We start from the raw sequence: 20,985 nt of genomic DNA, 5'->3' as shown, positions 1-20,985 counted from the left end.
TATCCAGAGCAGCGCCGAATCGGGTGCTGCAGCAGGGGTGTCTGCATGTACAAACTCACGGTTGAAAATCTGTATAAACGTTTTGGTGACAATGAAGTGCTCAAGGGCGTCTCGTTGAATGCGCGGGCAGGGGACGTGGTGAGCATGATCGGCGCCAGCGGTTCAGGCAAAAGCACCATGCTGCGTTGCATCAATTTTCTGGAACGGGCGGACGAGGGCGCCATCGAACTCGACGGCGAACGGGTCATCACTCGCCCGGGCGCGGGTGGTATGCGCGTCGCCCATCCGGCACAGTTGCAGCGTTTGCGCACGCGTCTGGCGATGGTGTTCCAGCATTTCAACTTGTGGAGTCACCTGACCGTCCTGGAAAACATCGTGCTCGCACCGTGCCGGGTGCTGGGCATCAGCCGCAAGGCGGCTGAGGAAAGTGCACGGGCTTATCTGGACAAGGTCGGCTTGCCGCAGCGAGTCGCCGATCAATACCCGGCGTTTCTCTCCGGCGGCCAGCAACAACGGGTGGCGATTGCCCGGGCGCTGGCGGTGGAGCCGGAAATTCTGCTGTTCGACGAGCCGACCTCGGCCCTTGATCCGGAGTTGGTCGGCGAAGTGCTCAAGGTGATTCAGGCACTGGCGGAAGAAGGCCGGACCATGTTGATGGTGACCCATGAAATGGGCTTTGCCCGGCAGGTGTCGAGCCAGGTGTTGTTCTTGCATCAGGGGCGGGTCGAGGAGCAGGGTGATGCGACGATCCTCGACCGGCCAAACAGTGAACGTTTGCAGCAATTCCTATCGGGTCGTTTGAAGTGAGGCAAGACGTACATGGCGGACATCCGCGATCTGTCGATCGTGCTTGATCGTATCGATCAGGCAATCATTGAAGTGCTGCGCCATGAAGGGCGCATCACTTACCAAAAGCTTTCGGAACGCGTGCACCTGACCCCCAGGCCATGCCTGGAACGGGTGCGCAAGCTTGAGCAGCTGGGGGTCATTCGCGGTTACGGGGCGATCCTCGATGAGAAAAAACTGACACCGGGGCTGTCTTTGCTGGTGTTGGTGGCGCTGTCGAACCAGAGCGGGCGGGCGGCGCAAAAAGCCTTCGAAGCCAAGGTCCGTGCTTGCCCGCAGGTGCTGGAATGTCGCTTGATCAGCGGCGCGTTCGACTACAGCCTGCGCATGCGTTGCCGCGACATGGAACATTACCGGGTGCTGACCGAAGTCTGGTTCGACGACCCGGAGCTGCACATCGACAAACTGGTCAGCCACCCGGAACTGGCGATGGTCAAGACCACGATGGAGTAATAAACACCGAAGTTCCCTTGTGGGAGCGAGACCGGCTTGCCGGCGATTGCGGTATGTCATTCAGCAATAATGTTGTCTGACACACCGCAATCGCCGGCAAGCCGGTCTCGCTCCCACAGTGGTTCTGGGTGTTTGCCGAATCGGCTGGAGGGGCCTGAATCTTCAGCCGTTTTCCTCACCACCAACCCCGTTATCAACCGGGTTTTCCCGCTCCCGAAACAGACAATGAGCCTCTCTCAACCCTCATTGAATCTGTGCCCATGCAAACCACCAATACCGTTTTGATGATTCGCCCGACACGTTTCTCTTTCAATCAGGACACGGCGGCGAACAACCGTTTTCAGCGCCCGGCAGCCGTGTCCGAAGAGGTTCAGCTCAAGGCCCTGCAAGAGTTCGACGGCTACGTTGCCGCACTGCGCGGGCAAGGCGTCGAGGTCCTTGTGCACAACGACCTTGAAGCCCCACACACGCCAGACTCGATCTTTCCCAACAACTGGTGGAGCAGCCACCCCGACGGCACGTTGGTGCTGTATCCGATGCAGGGCCACAACCGGCGCCTGGAGCGGGATAAAGGTGTGCTCGACTGGCTGCGCGACGAATACCGGGTCGAGCAGTTGCTGGACCTTTCCAGCCTCGAACAGCAGGAAGTCTTCCTTGAAGGCACCGGCAGCATGGTGCTGGATCGTCAGCAGCGGATTTGCTACGCCGGCTATTCCACCCGCACTCACGCCCGGGCGCTGGATCAGGTGGTCGACCATCTGGGTTACGAGCTGTGCGCGTTCACGGCGGAAGACCGTCAGGGCGTCGCGATTTATCACACTAACGTGATGATGAGCGTCGGTACGCGGCTGGCCATTGCCTGCCTGGCATCGGTCACGAACCCGAGCGAACGCCTGGCCCTGCGCTCGCGGCTGGAAGACAGCGGCAAGCAAGTCATCGCGCTGAACTGGAGCCAGTTGGAATCCTTTGCCGGCAACATGCTGGAAGTTCAAAGCAGTGCGGGCGACCCCGTGCTGGTGATGTCACGTACCGCCTGGCAAGCGTTGGACACCCGCCAGCGTCGGTTGATTGAAGCCCACACCACGCCGCTGCCGGTGAACATCGACACCATCGAACGCATCGGCGGCGGCAGCTCCCGCTGCATGTTGGCCGAAGTATTCCTGCCCAAACACCTGACTGCCAAGGAGCAAGTGCGATGATCGTCCGTCCCGCCACACCGGCTGACCTGCCGGCACTCCTGGCCCTGGCCCATAGCGCCGGGACCGGTTTGACCACCTTGCCTGCCGATGCGCCGCGTTTGCGCCAGCGTCTGGAATGGGCCGCGAAAACCTTTGCCGGCGACGCCGAGCGTGCCGATGCCGACTACTTGTTTGTGCTGGAGAATGACCAGAAAGAGGCGATCGGTATTTGTGCGCTGGCCGGTGCCGTCGGCCTGCGCGAGCCCTGGTACAACTATCGAATGGGCTTGTTTGTCGCAGCGTCGAAAAACCTCGGGATCAATCAACAACTGCCGACGCTGTTCCTGGGTAACGACATGACCGGGCAATCGGAGTTGTGCTCTCTGTTCTTGCACGCCGATCACCGCAGCGGCCTGAACGGGCGTTTGTTGTCGAAGGCGCGGTTCCTGTTTCTCGCAGAGTTCCGTCAGCACTTCGGCGACAAGGTCATTGCAGAGATGCGCGGCTACTCGGACGAAGCAGGCGTTTCACCGTTCTGGGAAGGACTGGGGCGGCACTTTTTCAAGATGGACTTTGCCGATGCCGATTACCTCACCGGCCTGGGCAACAAGACCTTCATTGCGGAACTAATGCCCAAATTTCCGCTGCCGACCTGCCTGTTGCCGGAAGCGGCGCGCTCGGTGATTGGCCGCGTCCATCCCAACACCGAGCCGGCGCTGGGCATGCTTCAGGCGGAAGGATTCGAACACCGCGACTACATCGACATTTTCGACGGCGGGCCGCTGATTGAATGTGCCACCGCCGACATCCGCGCGGTGCGTGACAGTCAGGTGCTGCAATTGAGCATTGGCACCCCCGGAGAACAGGCGGCGACTTACCTGATTCACAACCGCCAGTTTGCCGAGTGCCGGATTACCGCAGCTCCGGCGCGGGTAGCGGCGGGCACGTTGATTGTCGATGCGCAGACCGCAAAAACACTGGGGTTGAGTGCCGGGGCATCGGTGCGGGCGGTGAGTCTGGCGGTGCCGGCCAAGCAATTATCTGCGGCGTGACTCGAACCTTCAGGAGCGAGACTGCTCGCTCCTGAAGGGTTCTGTAGGGTGTCAGGTTCTGCGGCTAAGGACTTCAGTGATACTGCGCCGTTTGGCATGCAACTCACTGGCTTGAATCAACTGCTCAAGGTCTTCGGGCGTGACGTCAAAGAAAGCTTCCATGTCCGCCAGCGCCCGTTTCAGATCCTGGGCAGTGATCGCCTGGCTGTCGATGGGCGGGTGATCGGCCGGCACCATCGCCACCGGTTCACTGGCGCGTCTTGGGTAACGAATGCGCGTCAGGTTGTTGTACGCCAGCGCGCTGAGCAACATCGTCGAGGCGCCGAGCATTACCGGGCCGAGGGCTTTCCAGTCCAGCGCGATGGTCGCCGGGTCTGCCAATACCAACAGCAACGCCAAGGCACCGGCCGGCGGATGCAGGCAACGCAGCCAGCACATCAGGATCAGCGACATGCCCGCGGCCAGGCAAGCACTGCCAAGGGTTCGCCCGAGCACGTGGGCGACCAACAATGCGATCACCCCTGCGCTCAAGTAACCGCCGAGAATCGACCAGGGTTGTGCCAATGCGCCGGAGGACACCGCGAACAACAGCACTGCCGAGGCGCCCAGCGGACCGATCAGGTGCTGCGCCACTTCGATGCCGAAAACCTGTGAGCACAGCCAGACGCTGAACATCGTACCGAGGGCCATGCCGATGGCGGCGCGGCTCCATTCAGAAGGTCGGGTATTGATGGCGGCGGGGAACCAGCGAGCAAACATGAGGTGAATGGTCCGTTGCAAAAGTCGAGGCAAAAAAAAGGCTTAGCTGGGATACCCAGAAAGCCCTTGAAGTCGTTCCAACTATTGGGGGAGGAACGAGGCACAGTGTGCCGCTCATTCCAGACGGAGACAAATTCATATTAATGCAGTTTCAGTGCATTAATTTTGCTGTAAAGCCACCCGGCGTCCGCTCATGAAACACAGGAAACCGCCCATGGCGGTCAGCGCGCTCAGGGCATAAAACATCGTCGGCGCCGGGGTGTGCATCAACAGGAAACCGCAAATCACCGGGCTGAGGGCACCGCCCAAAGCCGCCAGGTTTTGGGCTCCGTAGTAACTGCCGCGCAGTTCTTCCGGGGCCAGGGTGTCGACGAACAGGAATTCGGCGGGGTAAATGATCATTTCGCCGAGGGTGAAGATGAACATCGCGATGCACCACGACACCAGGCTATCCGCCAGGCTGAAGCCGATCAGGCCGAGGATGAACAGGCTGGTGCCGCCGGCAATCCAGTAGCGCAGTTGTTCACGCTTGAGGAAACGGCCGATCTGGTATTGCAGCAGGATCACGCTGATGGCGTTACAAGCGAGCAGGGCGGCCATGGTTTCCAGGGCGCGTTTGGAATCCTGGGTCACCAGCAGGTATTGCGACAGGTACAGGGTGAAGCGCCCATGGACCACGGTGCTGAGCAGGCAGCCGCAGGTGAACATGATCAGCGTGCGGTCGTTTTTCAGGGTGATCAGGGTTTTCAGAAAGCTTTGCGGCTGGCCGATCGCGGGTGTCTGGCTCGAATCTTTCGGGATCCCGCTCATCAAAAAGATGCTGAAAAACGCAATGCCGCCGGCAATCAGGAACGGCGCAATCGGGTAGACACCGGCGATGACCACGCCGAGCATCGGCCCCGTGGCATAACCGATGTTGGTCAGGGTGTAACGCAGGGAAAAGGCCTTGGCGCGCTGGCCCATGGGCAGGTTTTCGCTGAGGATCGCCTTCGAGCCGATCAGGAACAGCGCCGAAGCGGTTTCGGTGATCACCAGGGTCAAGGTGGTCAGGTAGAGGTTTTCGGCGAAGGTCAGCAACACGAAACCGATGGCGCTGGAGAGCATGGCGAGGATCAGCAGCCGGCGTTTTTCGAGGCGGTCGATGATGTAGCCGCCGTAGAGCGCGAGCAGGGTGGCGATGAACACCGCGATGCCCAGCAGCAAGCCAACGTCCTGTTGGTTGAGGCCCAGTTTGTTGCTCAGGAACAACGTGAGCAACGGGCTGGTGATGGCGCGGCTGACGACGATGGTCAGCGATACGATCATCAACCGGCGGATAACAAGCGAGTAAGTGGCCACGGTGGGGCAAATGTCCTTATTCAGATTTCAGGGTGTTCGGCGATGTACCGAGTCGTGCCCAATCGCGAGCAGGCTCGCTCCCACATTTGGAATGCGTTCCCCTGTGGGAGCGAGCCTGCTCGCGAAGAGGCCAGATCAGCCACCGCATTACTCAACTCAACCACCGATCCAGCACAGCAACCGACTCAAGCTGTTCCAACCGCCACAACTGCCCGACCAACTCTTCAGCCTGCAACCTCGGCATCACCCGCACCGCCAAACTGAAAAACTTCTGTTCCAGCGCGTCATCACTCAACGGATTACCCGGCGCACCCAGTGGCGGGTCGACGCACAGGCTGGCCTGCCGACCGTCCACCGTCCGCACGCTCACCACGGGCTCGCCATCCTCTGACAGTTGCGGGTCCACTACAAGACGAATGCGCGACATCCACAGCGCAATCTGCGGAACACGCCGTTGTTCGTCGTCATACGCCTCCAGCCGGCAATGCCCATGAACCAGGCGTGCGGCGAGGGCGTACGGCAAACTCATCTGCGCCGCCGCGAGGCTGCTCACTTCCTGAGCGCCGCACATGTCCTGCAGAAACCCGCACAGCGAAACCTCAAGGTCTTCAACCTGATCAACATCCACCTGCAGTTGATCCAGCAACAACCCCAACGCGTCGATGGCCGAATGCGTGCCACGGCACGAGGCGAACGGCTTGATCGAACAGCGGGCGAGCTTCCACACGACACCCAGGTCGGCATCCAGCGCCTCGGGTTGTGCCGTCTCGCCGGCCAGGGTTTTCAGAAAACCACCCCAGACATCATCGAACAGCTTCGACGGCCCGGTGATGCCTTGCTGCGCAAACCGTGCTGCCAGCAACCCACCTTCGGCGGCGCGCCCGCTGTGCAGTTTTTTACTCTGCGAGCCGTCGTGGATGAAGGCCCACAAGCCGCCGCTGAAACTGCCGGCAATGCCCAGTGCCGAGAGCATTTGTCCGGCGTTCAAACCCAGGATGCGTGCACTTGCCGCTGCCGCGCCAAACACACCGCAGGTGGCGGTGGAATGCCAGCCGGCGCCGTTGTGCGCCGAATAACCACCACAGGCTTCGAGCACGCGGCGGCCGACTTCGTAACCGATGACCACCGCCGTGATGAACTCGCGACCACTGACAGGCCGCGTGCACATCGAAACAGCGGCCATCACCGCCGGCAGCACCACCGCGCCGGAATGGTCACAGCCACCGGTGTCGTCCAGTTCCAGCGCATGCGCGGCGACGCCGTTGAGCATCGCAGCCTGAGCGGCGCCGACCCGCAGGTCCGCGCCCCAGACCCGCGTGCCGCCGATTTCACCCGCGAACACCAGGCGCGCCTGTTTCGCCACATCGCTATCAGCCCCGGCCAGCGTCGCGCCAAAGGTGTCGAGAATGTGCCGTTTGGCTTGTGCAACCAGTGCCGGGGGCAAGTCTTCAAATCGTGTGTCGACGCAAAACTGCGCCAGTCGTTGCAAGCGCTCGGTCATAGGAGGTAGTCCCGATAATGCCGTTCGTACACTGACGCCGGGTGATCCTCGGTCACAGGCGTCGCGGAATCGGCCCACCACTGAGCGACTTCGGCTCCGGTGGCGATCCACACGTCGTTGTGTTGCTGAATACCCTGCAGCAATTCGCGCAACACGCCGATCCGCCCCGGTGTAGCAATGATTTCCGGGTGCAAACGCAGCACGTAACACAGCCCGAAGCGGTGAAACCCGGCGAAGTCCATTTGCAGGTTGCCCAGGGTGTGGCTGTAAGAAGCGATCCGCGATTGCGCCGGCGGCACCGCTGGGCTCAGGTTGAACGCGAAGTAGGGTTCGTCTTCCAGCTCGTAGTGCAAGGGCAGTTCAATCACCTGCGGCGCAGTGGGATGCGCGAACGGCAAATCATCGCCGCGCCACGAGGATGACCAATGAATGCCTTGATCCCTCAGCGCCTCGATGAACCCCGGCGCGCCATTGCCAGCGGGGATGCGAAACCCCGTCGGGCGCTGGCCGGTCAATGCTTGCAAAGCCTCGCAGCCGGCGGCAATTTCGGCACTCTGCTGCGCCAGATCGAGGGTGTCGTAGTTTTGATGGCGATACCCGGCGCAGGCAATTTCATGCCCACCGGTCTGAATCGCCTGAAGGTGTTCGGGGTTTTCTTCGGCGACGATACCGGGGACAAACCAGCTGCTGCGAACCCCCAGCTCCTTGAACAAACCCAGCAGACGCTCGACGCCGCGCTGGCTGCCGTAACGCCATACAGACAGTGTCTTGTCGCGCCCGGCGACTTCCGGCGCCTGGGTGAGAATCCCGTGAATGTCGTTGTAATCGACGGTCAGCACCACCGCGCAGCGATAGCCGTCGGGCCAGACGATGGAATCAGCCATGGTGATGCTCCTTCAGCCACCACTGGGCGACGTCGCGGCAAGTGGCAAACCACACGTCGTCGCGCTGACGCATGTGTTCGAACAGTTTTTCCAGCAACAGGATGCGTCCCGGTTTGCCGGTGATCTTGGGGTGGAACAGGGTGGTCAGGCACAACCCTTCATTCATGGCGCCATCGTACTCGCGGCACCAGTTGTCCAGAGTCAGCTCGTAGCTGGCCGTGCGGTCCAGTCCCGAAGGAAAGTCCGGCGCGCGGGTGTAGGCGAGGGAGGCGTAGTCGTCCATTTCCCAGCGACCGGGTATTTCCACCAACGGCGTGTCGAACCCCGGCACGTTCACCAGATACGGTCGGTCGTCGCCGCGCATGCTGCTGGAGTAGGTCACGCCGGCTTCCACCAGCATCGCCGGGGTCTCGGCGCGCCAGTCGCCGGACGGCGTGCGGAAACCTTCGGCGCGGATGTTCAGGCGTTTCCAGAACACCTCGCGGGATTTCTTCATTACGTCCTTTTGCTGGTCCAGCGTCAGGGCGTAAAAGGATTCGTGTTTGTAGCCGTGGTACGCCACTTCATGCCCGCGCTCGACAATCGCCTGGCACTGTTTCGGCCAGTTCTCCACGACCCAGGCCGGAACGAAAAACGTGGTCGGGATGCGGAATTCGTCGAGCAGGTCGAGAATCCGTGGCAACGCCCGATAAGGGCCGTAACCACCAAAACCGAAGTACTCGGGCTTGTGCCAGATCGAGCCGTTGAGCATCGCATCGCCGGTGGGGCCGTCGAGGTCGAAGGCCAGGGCAAGGCAGGCCTTGTGCTGGTCGGGCCAGGTTGGGGAGGACGACATCGTTGGTGCTCCGTTCTCAATAGTCGAAACGCAACCAAACCTGTAGGAGCCGGCTTGCCGGCGATGGCGGTGTGTCAGTCAACATTCATAGCGACTGATCCACCGCTATCGCCAGCTAGCTGGCTCCTACAGGGCAAGCATTACTTGCCGGCGTTGATGGTTGCCGTCTTGATTGCGCCCAGCTCCAGGTCCCATTTTTTCAGGATGGTCTGATAGCTGCCGTCATCGATCATGCTCTGCAAAGCAACCTTCACCGCTTCGCTCAGCTCAGGCTTTTTGTTGCTCAGGCCCATGCCGGAGAACTGCACGGAAATCGGCTGGCCGACCGTTTTGTACATGTCCTTTTCCTGAGTCTTCAGGTACGACAAGGTCTCGCTGCCTTGCATCGCGGCATCGATACGGCTCTGACGCAGTTGCGCACGGGCGTCCGCCGAGCCTTCGGTGCCGATCACCACGATGGCCGGTTTGCCGGCGGCTTCGCAGTTGGCCTTGCTGTATTCAGCGATTTCCGCCGGGAACGTGGTCCGGCGGCTGGTGCCGACTTTCTTGCCGCACAGGTCGGTGATTTCGTTGAAGTCCTTGTTCTTCTGCAGGGTGTAGAACTGTGGACCGCTGGTGAAATAGTCGACGAAGGTCACGCTGGCCTGACGCTCTTTGGTGTCGGTCATGCCCGACAGCACCATGTCGACGCGGTCGGTGGTCAGGGCGTTGATCATTTGCTCGAAGCCGGTTTCCTGCCATTTGATCTTCACGCCCAGACGTTCGGCCAGGGCGTTGCCCAGATCAACGTCCACACCGGTGAGGGTATTGGTGGCCGGGTCCTTGAAATCCATCGGCGGGTAGTTCGGCATGATCGCGACGACGATCTCGCCTTTTTCCTTGATGCTGGCCGGCAATTCGGCAGCGAAGCTGACGCTGGAAGCCATCAGGCCTGCGAGTACTGCTGGGATTACGATGTTCTTCATGGTCGTTCTCTTATGTGTGTTGTTACGCCAGCCGGCGCTTAGGTTCGAACGGCAGAAATGAAGCTTTGGGTGCGCGGGTTTTGCGGACTTATTAGTATTTCTTCGGGGCTTCCTGCCTCCACGATCTGCCCGCCGTCCATGAACACCATGCGGTTGGATACTTCGCGAGCGAAGCCCAGTTCATGGGTGACGACGATCATGGTCATGCCGGATTGCGCGAGATCGCGCATCACCGACAGCACCTCACCGACCAGTTCCGGGTCGAGTGCCGAAGTGGGTTCATCGAACAGCATCAGCTTGGGCCGCATGGCCAATGCGCGAGCAATGGCGACACGTTGTTGCTGACCACCCGAAAGCTCGATCGGGTAGCTGTTGCGCTTGTCGGCCAGGCCGACGCGGGCGAGCAGTTCCAAGGCTTCTTCGTGCGCCTCCTTGGGCGAACGCTTGAGCACCTGGCACGGCCCTTCGATGATGTTTTGCAACACAGTCATGTGCGGAAACAGGTTGAAACGCTGGAACACCATGCCGGTGGCCAGGCGTTGACGGGCGATCTGCGACTCGTTGAGCTCGTGCAGTTTGTTGCCGACGATGCGGTAACCCACCAGCTCGCCGTCGACCCACAGGCCGCCCTTGTCGATCTTTTCCAGCTGGTTGACGCAACGCAGCAAGGTGCTTTTGCCGGAGCCGGACGGGCCGATGATGCACAGCACTTCGCCTTGCTCGACTTCGATGTTGATGTCCTTGAGGGCGTGGAAATGGTCGTAATACTTGTTCAGGCTCACGGCCTTGACGATGCTTCTCATGTTCAACTCCTCAAGAACGCTTGCCGGCGCCGCGAGCGAAACGACGCTCCAGACGGCTTTGACCAAAGGACAGCACGGTGACCGTGGCCAGGTACCAGATACCCGCAACGATCAGCAGCTCCATCACCCGGGCGTTGGCGTAGTAGATGTTCTGGGCGTTGTAGAGCAGCTCCGAGTACTGGATGACGCTCGCCAGCGAGGTCATTTTCACCATGCCGATAAACTCGTTGCCGACCGGTGGAATGATGATCCGCATGGCCTGCGGCAGGATGATCCGGCGCAGCGCTTGCAGGCGCGGCATGCCGATCGACTTGGCGGCTTCGTACTGCCCGGTGTCCACCGACAGCAGACCGGCGCGCACCACTTCGGCGGTGTAGGCGCCCTGGTTGATGCTCAAGCCGAGGAGGGCGGCCACGAACGGCGTCATCAGGCTTACGGTGTCCATTTCGAACACGCCGGGGATGCCGATGGTGGGGAAGATCAGCGCCAGGTTGAACCACAACAGCAGTTGCAGGATCAGCGGCGTACCGCGGAACAGCCAGGTGTAGGTCACCGCCACGTAGCGCAGGATCGGGTTGGCCGACATGCGCATGATCGCCGTGATCACCCCGAATACAATGCCCAGCCCCATCGCCAACACGGCCATGACGATGGTATTGAGCAAGCCCCACATGATCGCCTGGGACGTGAGGAACTGGCCGATGTACGACCACTCGATCTTGCCTTCGGCGAAGGCCCGCACCAGGCCGATGATCGCAATGACGATGACCGTGGCGAAAAAGATCCGCCCGTAATAGCGCCGTGGCACGTGATCGTACTGGGTGATATCGAACTGGTTTTCCGCCAGTTTGCGCTCCGCCTGGAGTCGTTCTGCCTGAGTCTGGCTCATGTTGTTTCTCCGAACTGTTCTTTCAAATCCAACGCAGATCCTTGTGGGAGCTAGCCTGCTAGCGATTGCGGTGTGTCAATCAGCGAATGGTTGTCAGACAGAGCCAAATCGCTAGCAGGCTAGCTCCCACAGGGTTATGCGTGGCGGCTGTTAGAGGCGGAAGCCCTGATAGTTCTCGGTCCATTCGTGTTGCGCGGCGAGGGCGGTCTTCAACCGGCCGATCTGCTCGCGCACCTGCTGCGGCGCCGTACCACCCCAACCGCTACGGGCGGCGATGGCGGCTTCCAGCGTCAGGCTGTCGCGCACTTCCGGGGTCAGGCGCGGGTCGATCTCGACCAGCAGTGCCGGCGAGGCTTCCCACAACTCGATGTCGTGTTTCTCACAGGCCTGAACCAATGCGCCGGTGATTTCATGGGCTTCCTTGAACGGCACGCCGCGCACTGCCAGCCAGTCGGCCACTTCGGTCGCGAGGGTGAACCCGAGCGGTGCCTGACGGCGCAACTCTTCAACGTTGACCTTCATGGTCGCGACCATCCCGGCCATGGCGGGCAGCACCAGCAGCAAGGTGTCGACGCTGTCGAGCACGCCGTTCTTGTCTTCGCTCAAGTCGCGGTTATACGACAGCGGCAAGGATTTCAGGGTGGAGAGCAGGCCGGTGAGGTTGCCGATCAGGCGACCCGCCTTGCCCCGGGCCAGCTCGGCAATGTCCGGGTTTTTCTTCTGCGGCATGATCGAGCTGCCTGTGGCGTAGGCATCGTCCAGCGCAACCCAGCGAAATTGCCGCGAGGACCACAGGCAGAATTCTTCCGCCAGGCGCGAAATGTTGATTCCGAGCATGCTGGCGATAAACAGGAACTCGGCAACGTGATCGCGGCTGGCCACGGCGTCGATGGAGTTTTCGCAGACGCCGCTGTAACCCATTTCCTTGGCCGACTGTTGCGGCAGGCGCGCGATGGCGGAACCGGCCATGGCGGCGGCGCCGAGTGGCGACAGCGAGGTGCGGATGTCCCAGTCCACCAGCCGTTGCACGTCACGCAGCATCGATTGGGCGTGAGCGAGCAAGTGGTGAGCAAAGACAATCGGTTGCGCCTGTTGCAGGTGAGTGAAACCGGGGCAGATGCTTTCGATGTGTTGTTCGGCCTGGTCGACCAGCGCTTGTTGCAAGGCCAGCACTTCGACGGCCAGGGTGCGCACGTGGTCCCGCAGGAACAGACGCAGGTCGTTGGCGGTCTGGTCGTTGCGCGAACGGCCGGCGCGCAGCTTGCCGCCCAATGGGCCGAGGCGCTCGGTCAGCAGGCGTTCGATGAAGGTGTGGACGTCTTCGTCATCCAGCGTTGGCGCGATGCTGCCGGCTTTAAAGTCAGCGCCGATACCTTCCAGCGCGGCCAGCATGGTATGGGTTTCCTGCTCGCTCAACAGCCCGGCGCGCTGCAGTTCACGGGCATGGGCCTTGGAACCGGCGAGGTCGTACGGGGTCAGGCGAAAGTAGCGCTCGGGGCAACGGGACAGGGCCGCCAGGGCTTCGGATGGGCCGCTTTTGAAGCGGGCACCCCAGAGACGGTCGGTGGTTTGAGACATTGTTGTTTTCCTCGTCGGTAAAGCGAACTGAAATTGATGCGCAGAGCCGGGAAGACCCGCCGGAAATAATTCGGGCGTGGTTCGGCCTAAGCAGTTTTCAAGAGGGCAGTTGCAGCGTTGCGAGAGCTGATCGAAGTGTCAGCTTTTAGTAGTTCGAAATCAGTGAGTTGGCACTGAAGTACGGGGATTATTAGCGGTTGCCAAGCCTGGTTTTCTGTGTTCATTATTATTGGCCGGCTATGTTTTTGTTGTTGGGCACAGGTTGTTGAATAGCGCGCCAGAGGTAAATAAGCATTATGGAAACCCCACTTTCCAATTCCGGAAACCCGGCGCCAAAAACGGCGCATCGGGCGCCACTGGCCCTCAGCGGGCTGGATTTCAAACTGCTCAAAGTGTTCAAGGCCGTGGTCGAAGCCGGTGGTTTCAGTGCGGCGCAGAACGAGCTGAATGTGGGGCTGGCGGCCATCAGCAAACAGATCTCCGACCTTGAAATTCGTATCGGCATGCGCTTGTGCACCCGAGGTCGCGAGGGCTTTCATCTGACCGAAGAAGGCCGCCTGGTGTATCAGGCATCGATTGATCTATTTGCCTCGGTTGACAACTTTCGCGACCGGCTTAGTTCAGCGCAGAACGAACTTATTGGCGACTTGGGCGTGGGGGTTATTGATAACACTATTTCCGATCTTAATTCGCCGTTAGTTGCAGCGCTTAGACGGATAAATGAAGAGTCGCCGAAAGTAAGGTTTCAACTTCAGGCGTCACAACTGGATGAAATTGAAAGAGGGGTCGTAGAGGGGCGCCTGGTGGCCGGTATCGTGCCGGTTTATCAGAAACGCGAAGAGTTCGACTATTACACGCTGTATGAAGAACGCTCGGAGGTTTACTGCGCGATCGGCCACCCTTTGTTTTCGGTGCCGGACGCAGAAATCGGCAGCAACGTGCTCAAGGATTACGAGTGCATCAACCACCGCTACGCGATCCATCGCGACAAACTGAATTTTGCCCGGTACGACAGTTTTTCCGCCTCGGCGACCCAGGTGGAAGCCGTGGCGCTGCTGATCAAGACCGGGCGTTTCGTGGGTTTTCTACCGCAGCATTACGCCGCGTCGATGGTCGCCCAAGGGCAGTTTCGCGCGGTTCGGCCGGACCTCATTCACATCAGCACGCCGTTCAATCTGATCCTGCGTCACAACACCGTGCGCAGTCCGTTGGTGAAGGCGTTTGCCCAGGCGTTGGGTGTTGATTTGAAGGTGCCGGTTCAAGGCTGAATCGCATCGCACAACGGCGCCCGCCGGGTAAACCGTGGGCGACTTCGTCGTTTAAAACCTGGGTTAAACGCGGGCCTGTTTCAGCAGGGCTCAATGTTGCAAAGCCCATGCGCCGATAAAACAGTTCATTCCACGGCAAGTCGCGGAACGTGGTCAAAGTCAGACCGGCGAGTTCTTGCCCGCGAGCGTATGAAACAGCGGTTAACAGTAACTTTCGACCAATGCCCCGGCCCTGAAATGGCTGGCTGACCGACAGTTCCTGAATATGCAGTTGGTTGTCGATTTCCCGCGCAGCGAGAAAACCTGCAAGTACACCTTCCGCCGATTGCGCCACCCAAACCTGCTCCGTCTGGATAGCCCATTGATGGTGTTCGGCATCGGGCACAGGGCTGTCGGCCAGCCAGGCCAAAGAAGGCTCGGCGCGAAACAATTCAGCGGCGCAACGTTCGATGTCGGGGAGGGCGGGGGCGTCAGTAATCAAGGCGCGGCGTAAAGTAATTGTCATGTCTGTCACAGGTAGGAACTGCCGAAGGTTCGGGCTGCGTTCGGTGATGGGTTGGTGGGCAACGATTGGAAATGGTCCTCATCACGGTTGTCACCGTTCATGAGCGACGTTTGTCGGTCGGATTCAAGCGCTGCACCTCGGCAAAAATCTCGGTGATCGGTCGGCGCGGTTGGCGTTTGTGCAGGGTGCGAACCTCGGCGCTCATCCGCACGAGTTCTTCGCTGGGTTTCGCCCATTGCTCTTTCGGCAGCGGTTCGGACCATTGGCGCATGACGTCGGGCATGGCCTGCGGGCCGATTTTCTGCAGGCGGCGGACTTCCCATTCTACGAGGTGGTTGGGAATCGTCCACAAGGTCATGACGTGGTACAGGTACCAGAAGAAACCTGAAAGCCGGTTGCGCTGGCCGTCACGGATTTGTTGATGAAGGCGCACGCGGGCGTTGTGGAAAGTGTGCAGGCCTTCGCGGGGCGGGTCGTCGGGGCCTTGTAGATCTTGAGGGTCCTGAATGGATTTGAGGTCGTGGATTTCATGTTCCATGTAGCCGCGGATCGCTTCCCAGTGGCTGATGGCCAAGGAGAGGCCGAAGCAGGGGAATTCGACGCTGGTCAGGGTCTCGCCGTGCTGATAGCCGATGCCCATGCCGTATTGGCGGTGGATGCCGTATTGGGTGGCGCCTTGGGCTTCGATGACCCAGGCAGAGAGGGATTCCCAGGGGACGAAGACGGGTTCGGTGGCGCCTTCGGGCATGAAGCAGACTTCGCGGCGTTGGCGGTTGAAGCGGGTGGGGACGATGCTGAGGCGTTTTTTGTGGTTGTGGTGCCAGACGGCCAGGCCGATGAGTAGGGAGCAAAAACCGGTAAATGCTGCATTTCCGTATGACACCAGAAAAACTCCTTCTATTGCGTGAGTGATGTCGTCCCAGCCCATCCCAAATAAAAAAAACATGAAGCCGGCAATGAGTGGGAATAAGAATGCAACCATACAAGTGCCGCTAAGTGGTCCTCCTAATATGACCTGCCATGAAAAAACCTCCGGTGATCCCAATCCGAAGTCCATGAACACATCATTGAGTTCCCCGATGTGAGGACCATGCGGTGGCATGGCCGTCGGCAAGGGCAACGGCGCGAGATGAGTGATCCTCCCGCTGGGAAACGGTTCGACATCACCGGCGTTGCGGGACGGTGCGGGCACCGGGTTAGGCATTGGGGGATCACTCTTGGCGGGCATGGTCAGCCATCTCCAGCAAATGGGTTTCAACCAGTAACAGCGGCAGATGCTCGCTGATGGATTGCAGCGGCAGGACCGGGAAACGCCCCTCATACCCAATAGGGACACGAAACTTGTTTGCCTTTGAACGCTTGGGTTTCACCTTAAAAAAGACACTCATGCGCGCTGCTTGCCCGTGGCATTCAAGCGCTGCACTTCCGCGAAAATCTCGGTAATCGGTCGTCGTGGCTGGCGTTTGTGCAAGGCGCGAACCTGGGCGCTCATCCGAACGAGTTCTTCGCTGGGTTTGGCCCATTGTGCTTTCGGCAGCGGCTCGGACCATTCGCGCATTACGTCGGGCATGGCCTGCGGGCCGATTTTCTGCAGGCGGCGCACTTCCCATTCGACCAGGTGGTTGGGAATCGTCCAAAAGGTCATGACGTGGAACAGGTACCAGAAAAATCCCGATAGCCAATTGCGCTGGCCGTCGCGGATTTCCCGGTGCAGGCGTGCGCGGGCGTTGTGGAAGGTGTGCAGGCCTTCGCGGGGCGGGTCGTCGGGGCCTTGCAGGTCTTGCAGGTCCTGGATGGATTTGAGGTCGTGGATTTCATGTTCCATGTAGCCACGGATCGCTTCCCAGTGGCTGATGGCCAAGGAGAGGCCGAAGCAGGGGAATTCGACGCTGGTCAGCGTCTCGCCGTGCTGATAGCCGATGCCCATGCCGTATTGGCGGTGGATGCCGTATTGGGTGGCGCCTTGGGCTTCGATGACCCAGGCAGAGAGGGATTCCCAGGGGACGAAGACGGGTTCGGTGGCGCCTTCGGGCATGAAGCAGACTTCGCGGCGTTGGCGGTTGAAGCGGGTGGGGATGATGCTGAGGCGTTTTTTGTGGTTGTGGCGCCAGACGGCCAGGCCGATGAGTAGGGAGCAAAAGCCACTAAATAGCGCGTAGCCATAACTTGCATCATAGACGCCGAGTATCGAGTCCCAGATTTCTACTTGGCTGTAACCGAAAACGACCCCGAGGATTCCAGCAACTAGTGGTGGTAGAAAAGCGAGCATTAAAGTGCCGCTGAATGGTCCGCCTAATGTTACTTGCCACATAAACACTTGAGGTGATCCGAGCCCGAAATCCATGTACACCTCATTCAGTTCCCCGATGTGAGGGCCATGCGGTGGCATGGCTGTCGGCAAGGGCAGCGGCGCGAGATAGGTGATCCTGCCACTGGGAAACGGCTCGACATCACCGGCGTTGCGGGACGGTGCGGGGATCGGGTCAGGCATTGGGGCATCACTCTTGGTGGGCATGATCGGCCATCTCCAACAGATGGGTTTCAACCAGCAGCAACGGTGGATATTCGCTGACGGATTGAGGCGGCAGTACCGGGAAACGCCCTGTACTGTGAGGATTGATCCGAATGAGTTGAGTCCGTGGCTCCCAGATCCCCTTGGCGTTAAGGGTTTCGATACAGACCGCCAGCTCCAGCGTTTCAACCGCCGGGGTAAACTCGGCGTCCGGATTCAGTGGGTAGCGCAGGCATAGCACCAGCCGATCCGGTGCTGCTTGCACGAGGCGCAGACTCGCCACTACCTCATCGCTGATCACTTCCTTGCGTTCTTGCGGCACACCACGGCTGTGGAGAGGTACAGAAAGACGGCGGGCTCCGATCCCCAGACGATGAATCGGTTTGCCGCTGAGAGGCGGTTGGAAGTCGCTGAGATTGAACCTCGGCAGGACCAGATGAATGTCGCTGGGTTTGGCTTTCAACAGCAGGTTTTTCAGCCACGAGTCATATTCGTTCGGCCCCAGTTGCGCATACGGCGCGTTGATCAGGTAGTCCAGATAGCGCCGATATTCATCCAGTGTGTGGTTACCGCGATGATCGGCATCCAGGCTCCAGGGTGTGGTTTTCAACCATTTATCGTGGGCGCTGAGGTTGAAGCGGTTGAAAAGCCAGGTGCCCCCAAACTCCAGAACAGTGAACAGAGCACCGGCCAGATTAAAGCGGAAGAACACGGTAGATAGTCTTGTTCCCGCTGCGGCCCAGGCGGCTTTTCTAGCTGCGGAGTTTCCAGCTATCGCGACGGTATAACCCGCGTGCAAGGTTTGGCCCAAGCCGTAGGCGTTAGCAGCCGTCATGCCACCTGCGCCCAAAGTGGCAAGTGCTGCGCCAATCTGTTCGGCGCGATCTCCGGTCCGTGTCGCCTGCTGCCATTTCTGTCGTTGGGAATGGAGGCTGATGGCTGAAGAGGCAAAACCAAAAAGGTAAGTAAAGAACCCCAGCCCCACATGCATCTTCCCCATCGACACCTGCACATTCTGCAACGCATGATGTTGAAGCCCGGCCACGAGCTCAGCGCTACGCGCCTTCAGAGCGGTATCCGCCAGACTTTGCGCGGCCGTAAATCCCGCCGCTCCCGTAGCAGTCAAAGCTCCAAAGAATTCGTCCCGTTTCTTGGGGTTTTTGGTCTGACTCATCATCTCTCTATAAACCGAAACCAAATTCACCCCCTGCACCAAAAACACCAACAACCCCATCCCCTCGCTCCGAATCAACTGCCCATTCGGCACCGAGCTCACCCCAATCCGGATGTCCTTCAGCAAACTCCGCACCTCCAGCTGCTGCGCCGGCGGAAACACCGCCGTCACACCCGCCCGGGCCTGCGTCGCGCCGTACAGCCGCACCGACTGATCCGGCAGTTCCGCAATCGGGCTCAGCGCCCCGGCCAATCGCCCTTCGAGCTGGGTCAACTGCCCGCGCACCCGCACGATCTCGCTCTGCAACTCCACCGCCCGCGGCGTTTTGTGGCCCTGGCGGTTTTTGTTGTGGGTGAGCTGGTTTCGTTCGCGGGTCAGGGTTTTCAGGTAGTCGCGCTCCTTCAGCAGTTCCTTGAGGGTGGTTTGCAGCACCGCGTGTTCCGCCGGGCTGGCGACGGTGAAGGTCACGCCGGTGGTTTTTGCGGCGTCGAGGATGCGTCCCGACAAGGCCTTGGGCAGTTTCCGGAACAGTTCGTCGAGGTCGGGGATTTTCTCGCCCGTCAGGTCGAAGCCTTCCAGCACGCGGTTCAAGCCCAGGTTCAGTGCGGGGCTGAGGCTGTGCTGGGCGGCATCGGCGACCGCGCGGGTGGGGTCGGGCAGGTCGTCGAGCGCCGGCAAACCCAGCTGTTCGATCTTGTTCAACTCGGCCAACCAGTGCGGCAAGTTGTTGAACACACCCATGCCGGCATTGAACAACGTCGTGTATTGCGCGGCCTTTTCCGGTTGCAGGCGCAGGGGCAAGGTGTAGAACAGTGGCCGTGTCAGCTCCGGGTGTTCCTCCAGATAACCGAGCAGGATGTCGCTGGCGTGTTCGCTGCGGCAGATGTCTTTGAGGCAGGCGTATTCGGCGGTGAAAGCCTGATGCAGTTGCTGTTGATCCTGCGCGTCGTAGTACCAGGCCGAACGGTGGAAGCGACCGGCACCCACCAGCATCGTGCGGTCGGCGGTGATGCGATCGAGCATCCGGTTCCAGCGGCTGATGTCGTCGCGATGCTGAGACAGCGCCACGTCCATGGCCGGGCGGTCGATCAAATCGTTGACCCCGCGTTTGCCACTGAAACTGGAACCTTCGAGCACGTCCGTTATGCGTTTGTCTTGCTCATGGCCGAGTTTGATCAGGGTATCGAGGTGACGCTCGACGAAATCCTTGGGGGCCACCTCGAAATGCTGGCGCGTGTAGTAACGGCGATCCGCCTCGTCACTGGCGCGGCCGTGGGCGGTGAAGTCGGGTGTGGCGCCCTGGTATCTGGCGAATTTAAACGCCTCGGCATGGGCGTCTTTGCGCAATTGCTCCAGTTCCGGGGGCGTTGCTACGCCTGCAGGCTCGACCTTGCCACCCTTGTTCAAATAATCCAGCAAGGCTTGGCGGGTGTGTTCCTGATCCGGTTCCGGCAACTGCTCCAGATCGGCGAACAAGGCCTGCACGCTCGGGTTGCCGTCAGCCTTGGCCAGCCCGCCGATATCCCTGGCACTTAGCCGGCTCAGGGATTCGATGTAAAAGGCCAGCAAGTAATCGCGTTCGTTGGCGTCGGCATTGCTCCAGTCGTCGACCCAACCGACGACAGTGTCTTGATACTCGGCCAGATCGCGCAGCACACCGAGGTCGTCATTCACCACCAGGAACAGCGTGTCGTCCTGATAAGGTCCGCGCACCTGGCCCAGAAACTCGCCGATGTGCGCCTCGCGAAAGCGCCGCGGTTGCTCCCACAGATAGGGTTCACGTTCGTGCTCGGGGGCGTCGCTGACCTGTACTGTCGGCAATAAAACAGCGTCCGGCGGCGACTCGGCTGCCTGTTCAGCGCGGTCTTGTGCGGCTTGCGCCTGCCGGGCCGGGGCAGTCGCAATCTCCGCCAGCCACTGTTTGCCTTGCTCGACCGTGAGCAAGTGCGTGCCACCGGTTTCGCAATCCACCGGGCCGAGATCGATGACCTGCATGAAGTGTTCGCGTTCCTCACGACTGTCGAGGACCTGGGCGCATTTCGCCGCTGTCCACTGCACTTCAGCGAAGGTCACGTACAGCGTGCTACGCCTTGAAAAGATCAGCGCCGGACGTTCCTCAATGGGCGTGCGCTGATCGCTGTCGACCTTTTTGCCCTTGTGCAGCAGGGCGCTGATCAAACCGTTGTGCACCTGATATTCGTGGAGTTCACCGGTCACGCTGTCGATCACATACAACCAGCCATCGCGCAGCATACGAATACCCAACGGACGGGCCGTCAGGGCGTAGGGTAATTTCAGTTCAGAGCCGGGATCGAGGGGCTTTTCCACCAGGCCATAGCGCAGGGGCAGCAACTGCACATGGGTTTTGCGCAGAGGGCAGGCACCGGGGGAACCAATAGCGGTTTTCGAGGCGGCCGCCGCCGCGAGGTTGGCAGGGTGGGTCAT

At 60.2% G+C, this 20,985-nt stretch carries 19 protein-coding genes; 5 read left to right on the top strand and 14 right to left on the bottom strand.

Annotation, left to right across the window (positions count from 1 at the left end; translation table 11 throughout):
* Positions 1 to 45 precede the first annotated feature (45 nt).
* From IB254_RS03500 to astA, 4 genes are all read left to right on the top strand, one after another.
* Positions 46 to 807, top strand: coding sequence for an ABC transporter ATP-binding protein (locus tag IB254_RS03500; protein ID WP_008038375.1), 762 nt, complete (start codon positions 46 to 48; stop codon positions 805 to 807).
* Positions 808 to 819: 12 nt separating this feature from the next.
* On the top strand, positions 820 to 1,299 hold the full coding sequence (locus tag IB254_RS03495) for an Lrp/AsnC family transcriptional regulator (protein WP_008026500.1): 480 nt from the start codon (positions 820 to 822) through the stop codon (positions 1,297 to 1,299).
* A 260-nt stretch (positions 1,300 to 1,559) separates the two neighbouring features.
* Positions 1,560 to 2,498 (top strand): citrulline utilization hydrolase CtlX, encoded by a 939-nt coding sequence (gene ctlX, locus IB254_RS03490; RefSeq protein WP_192416416.1) that lies wholly within the window; start codon positions 1,560 to 1,562, stop codon positions 2,496 to 2,498.
* Positions 2,495 to 3,529 carry an arginine N-succinyltransferase gene (astA, locus tag IB254_RS03485; protein ID WP_192416415.1) on the top strand — a complete coding sequence of 345 codons (1,035 nt, stop codon included), beginning with the start codon at positions 2,495 to 2,497 and terminating at the stop codon, positions 3,527 to 3,529. Before ctlX ends, astA begins: the two co-directional genes overlap by 4 nt.
* Positions 3,530 to 3,580: 51 nt before the next feature.
* Here the strand turns inward: astA and IB254_RS03480 are convergent, their stop codons facing one another.
* The 9 genes from IB254_RS03480 to argH form a co-directional block, all read right to left on the bottom strand.
* Positions 3,581 to 4,288, bottom strand: coding sequence for an HPP family protein (locus tag IB254_RS03480; protein WP_192416414.1), 708 nt, complete (start codon positions 4,286 to 4,288; stop codon positions 3,581 to 3,583).
* Positions 4,289 to 4,447: 159 nt separating this feature from the next.
* Positions 4,448 to 5,626 (bottom strand): MFS transporter, encoded by a 1,179-nt coding sequence (locus tag IB254_RS03475; protein ID WP_008026490.1) that lies wholly within the window; start codon positions 5,624 to 5,626, stop codon positions 4,448 to 4,450.
* Positions 5,627 to 5,777: 151 nt separating this feature from the next.
* Positions 5,778 to 7,127 carry an MmgE/PrpD family protein gene (locus IB254_RS03470; RefSeq protein ID WP_192416413.1) on the bottom strand — a complete coding sequence of 450 codons (1,350 nt, stop codon included), beginning with the start codon at positions 7,125 to 7,127 and terminating at the stop codon, positions 5,778 to 5,780.
* On the bottom strand, positions 7,124 to 8,011 hold the full coding sequence (locus IB254_RS03465) for a polysaccharide deacetylase family protein (protein WP_192416412.1): 888 nt from the start codon (positions 8,009 to 8,011) through the stop codon (positions 7,124 to 7,126). The genes IB254_RS03470 and IB254_RS03465 overlap by 4 nt, the downstream gene beginning before the upstream one ends.
* Positions 8,004 to 8,846: a polysaccharide deacetylase family protein gene (locus IB254_RS03460; protein WP_192416411.1), complete on the bottom strand. Its 843-nt coding sequence runs from the start codon at positions 8,844 to 8,846 to the stop codon at positions 8,004 to 8,006. Before IB254_RS03460 ends, IB254_RS03465 begins: the two co-directional genes overlap by 8 nt.
* A 140-nt stretch (positions 8,847 to 8,986) precedes the next feature.
* A complete protein-coding gene (locus tag IB254_RS03455; RefSeq protein WP_008026483.1) occupies positions 8,987 to 9,811 on the bottom strand; it encodes an ABC transporter substrate-binding protein in 825 nt (274 codons plus the stop codon).
* Positions 9,812 to 9,849: 38 nt separating this feature from the next.
* Positions 9,850 to 10,614 (bottom strand): amino acid ABC transporter ATP-binding protein, encoded by a 765-nt coding sequence (locus tag IB254_RS03450; protein WP_008026481.1) that lies wholly within the window; start codon positions 10,612 to 10,614, stop codon positions 9,850 to 9,852.
* A gap of 10 nt (positions 10,615 to 10,624) precedes the next feature.
* Positions 10,625 to 11,503: an amino acid ABC transporter permease gene (locus IB254_RS03445; protein ID WP_008026479.1), complete on the bottom strand. Its 879-nt coding sequence runs from the start codon at positions 11,501 to 11,503 to the stop codon at positions 10,625 to 10,627.
* Between the two features lie 150 nt (positions 11,504 to 11,653).
* Positions 11,654 to 13,081, bottom strand: a complete 1,428-nt coding sequence (gene argH, locus IB254_RS03440) for an argininosuccinate lyase (protein WP_192416410.1) — start codon at positions 13,079 to 13,081, stop codon at positions 11,654 to 11,656.
* 296 nt (positions 13,082 to 13,377) lie between these two features.
* On the opposite strand from argH, the gene IB254_RS03435 reads away from it, so the two are divergent.
* Positions 13,378 to 14,349, top strand: coding sequence for a LysR family transcriptional regulator (locus IB254_RS03435; protein ID WP_192416409.1), 972 nt, complete (start codon positions 13,378 to 13,380; stop codon positions 14,347 to 14,349).
* Here IB254_RS03435 and IB254_RS03430 read toward each other — a convergent pair.
* The 5 genes from IB254_RS03430 to IB254_RS03410 all read right to left on the bottom strand — a co-directional run bounded on the left by IB254_RS03430 (position 14,252) and on the right by IB254_RS03410 (position 20,985).
* Positions 14,252 to 14,854 (bottom strand): GNAT family N-acetyltransferase, encoded by a 603-nt coding sequence (locus IB254_RS03430; RefSeq protein ID WP_192416408.1) that lies wholly within the window; start codon positions 14,852 to 14,854, stop codon positions 14,252 to 14,254. The genes IB254_RS03435 and IB254_RS03430 overlap by 98 nt on opposite strands.
* Before the next feature lie 97 nt (positions 14,855 to 14,951).
* Positions 14,952 to 16,082 (bottom strand): hypothetical protein, encoded by a 1,131-nt coding sequence (locus IB254_RS03425; protein WP_225602235.1) that lies wholly within the window; start codon positions 16,080 to 16,082, stop codon positions 14,952 to 14,954.
* Entirely contained in the window at positions 16,066 to 16,242 is a 177-nt protein-coding gene (locus IB254_RS03420) for a hypothetical protein (RefSeq protein WP_192416407.1), read from the bottom strand. Before IB254_RS03420 ends, IB254_RS03425 begins: the two co-directional genes overlap by 17 nt.
* Complete coding sequence (locus tag IB254_RS03415) at positions 16,239 to 17,369, bottom strand: hypothetical protein (protein ID WP_225602234.1); 1,131 nt, start codon at positions 17,367 to 17,369, stop codon at positions 16,239 to 16,241. Before IB254_RS03415 ends, IB254_RS03420 begins: the two co-directional genes overlap by 4 nt.
* Positions 17,353 to 20,985 (bottom strand): toxin VasX, encoded by a 3,633-nt coding sequence (locus IB254_RS03410; RefSeq protein WP_192416406.1) that lies wholly within the window; start codon positions 20,983 to 20,985, stop codon positions 17,353 to 17,355. Before IB254_RS03410 ends, IB254_RS03415 begins: the two co-directional genes overlap by 17 nt.

Origin of the sequence: Pseudomonas sp. PDM03, from assembly GCF_014852385.1 — a bacterium.
GTDB classification, from domain to species: Bacteria; Pseudomonadota; Gammaproteobacteria; order Pseudomonadales; family Pseudomonadaceae; genus Aquipseudomonas; species Aquipseudomonas migulae.
This window is presented reverse-complemented; position numbering and strand designations above follow the sequence as displayed.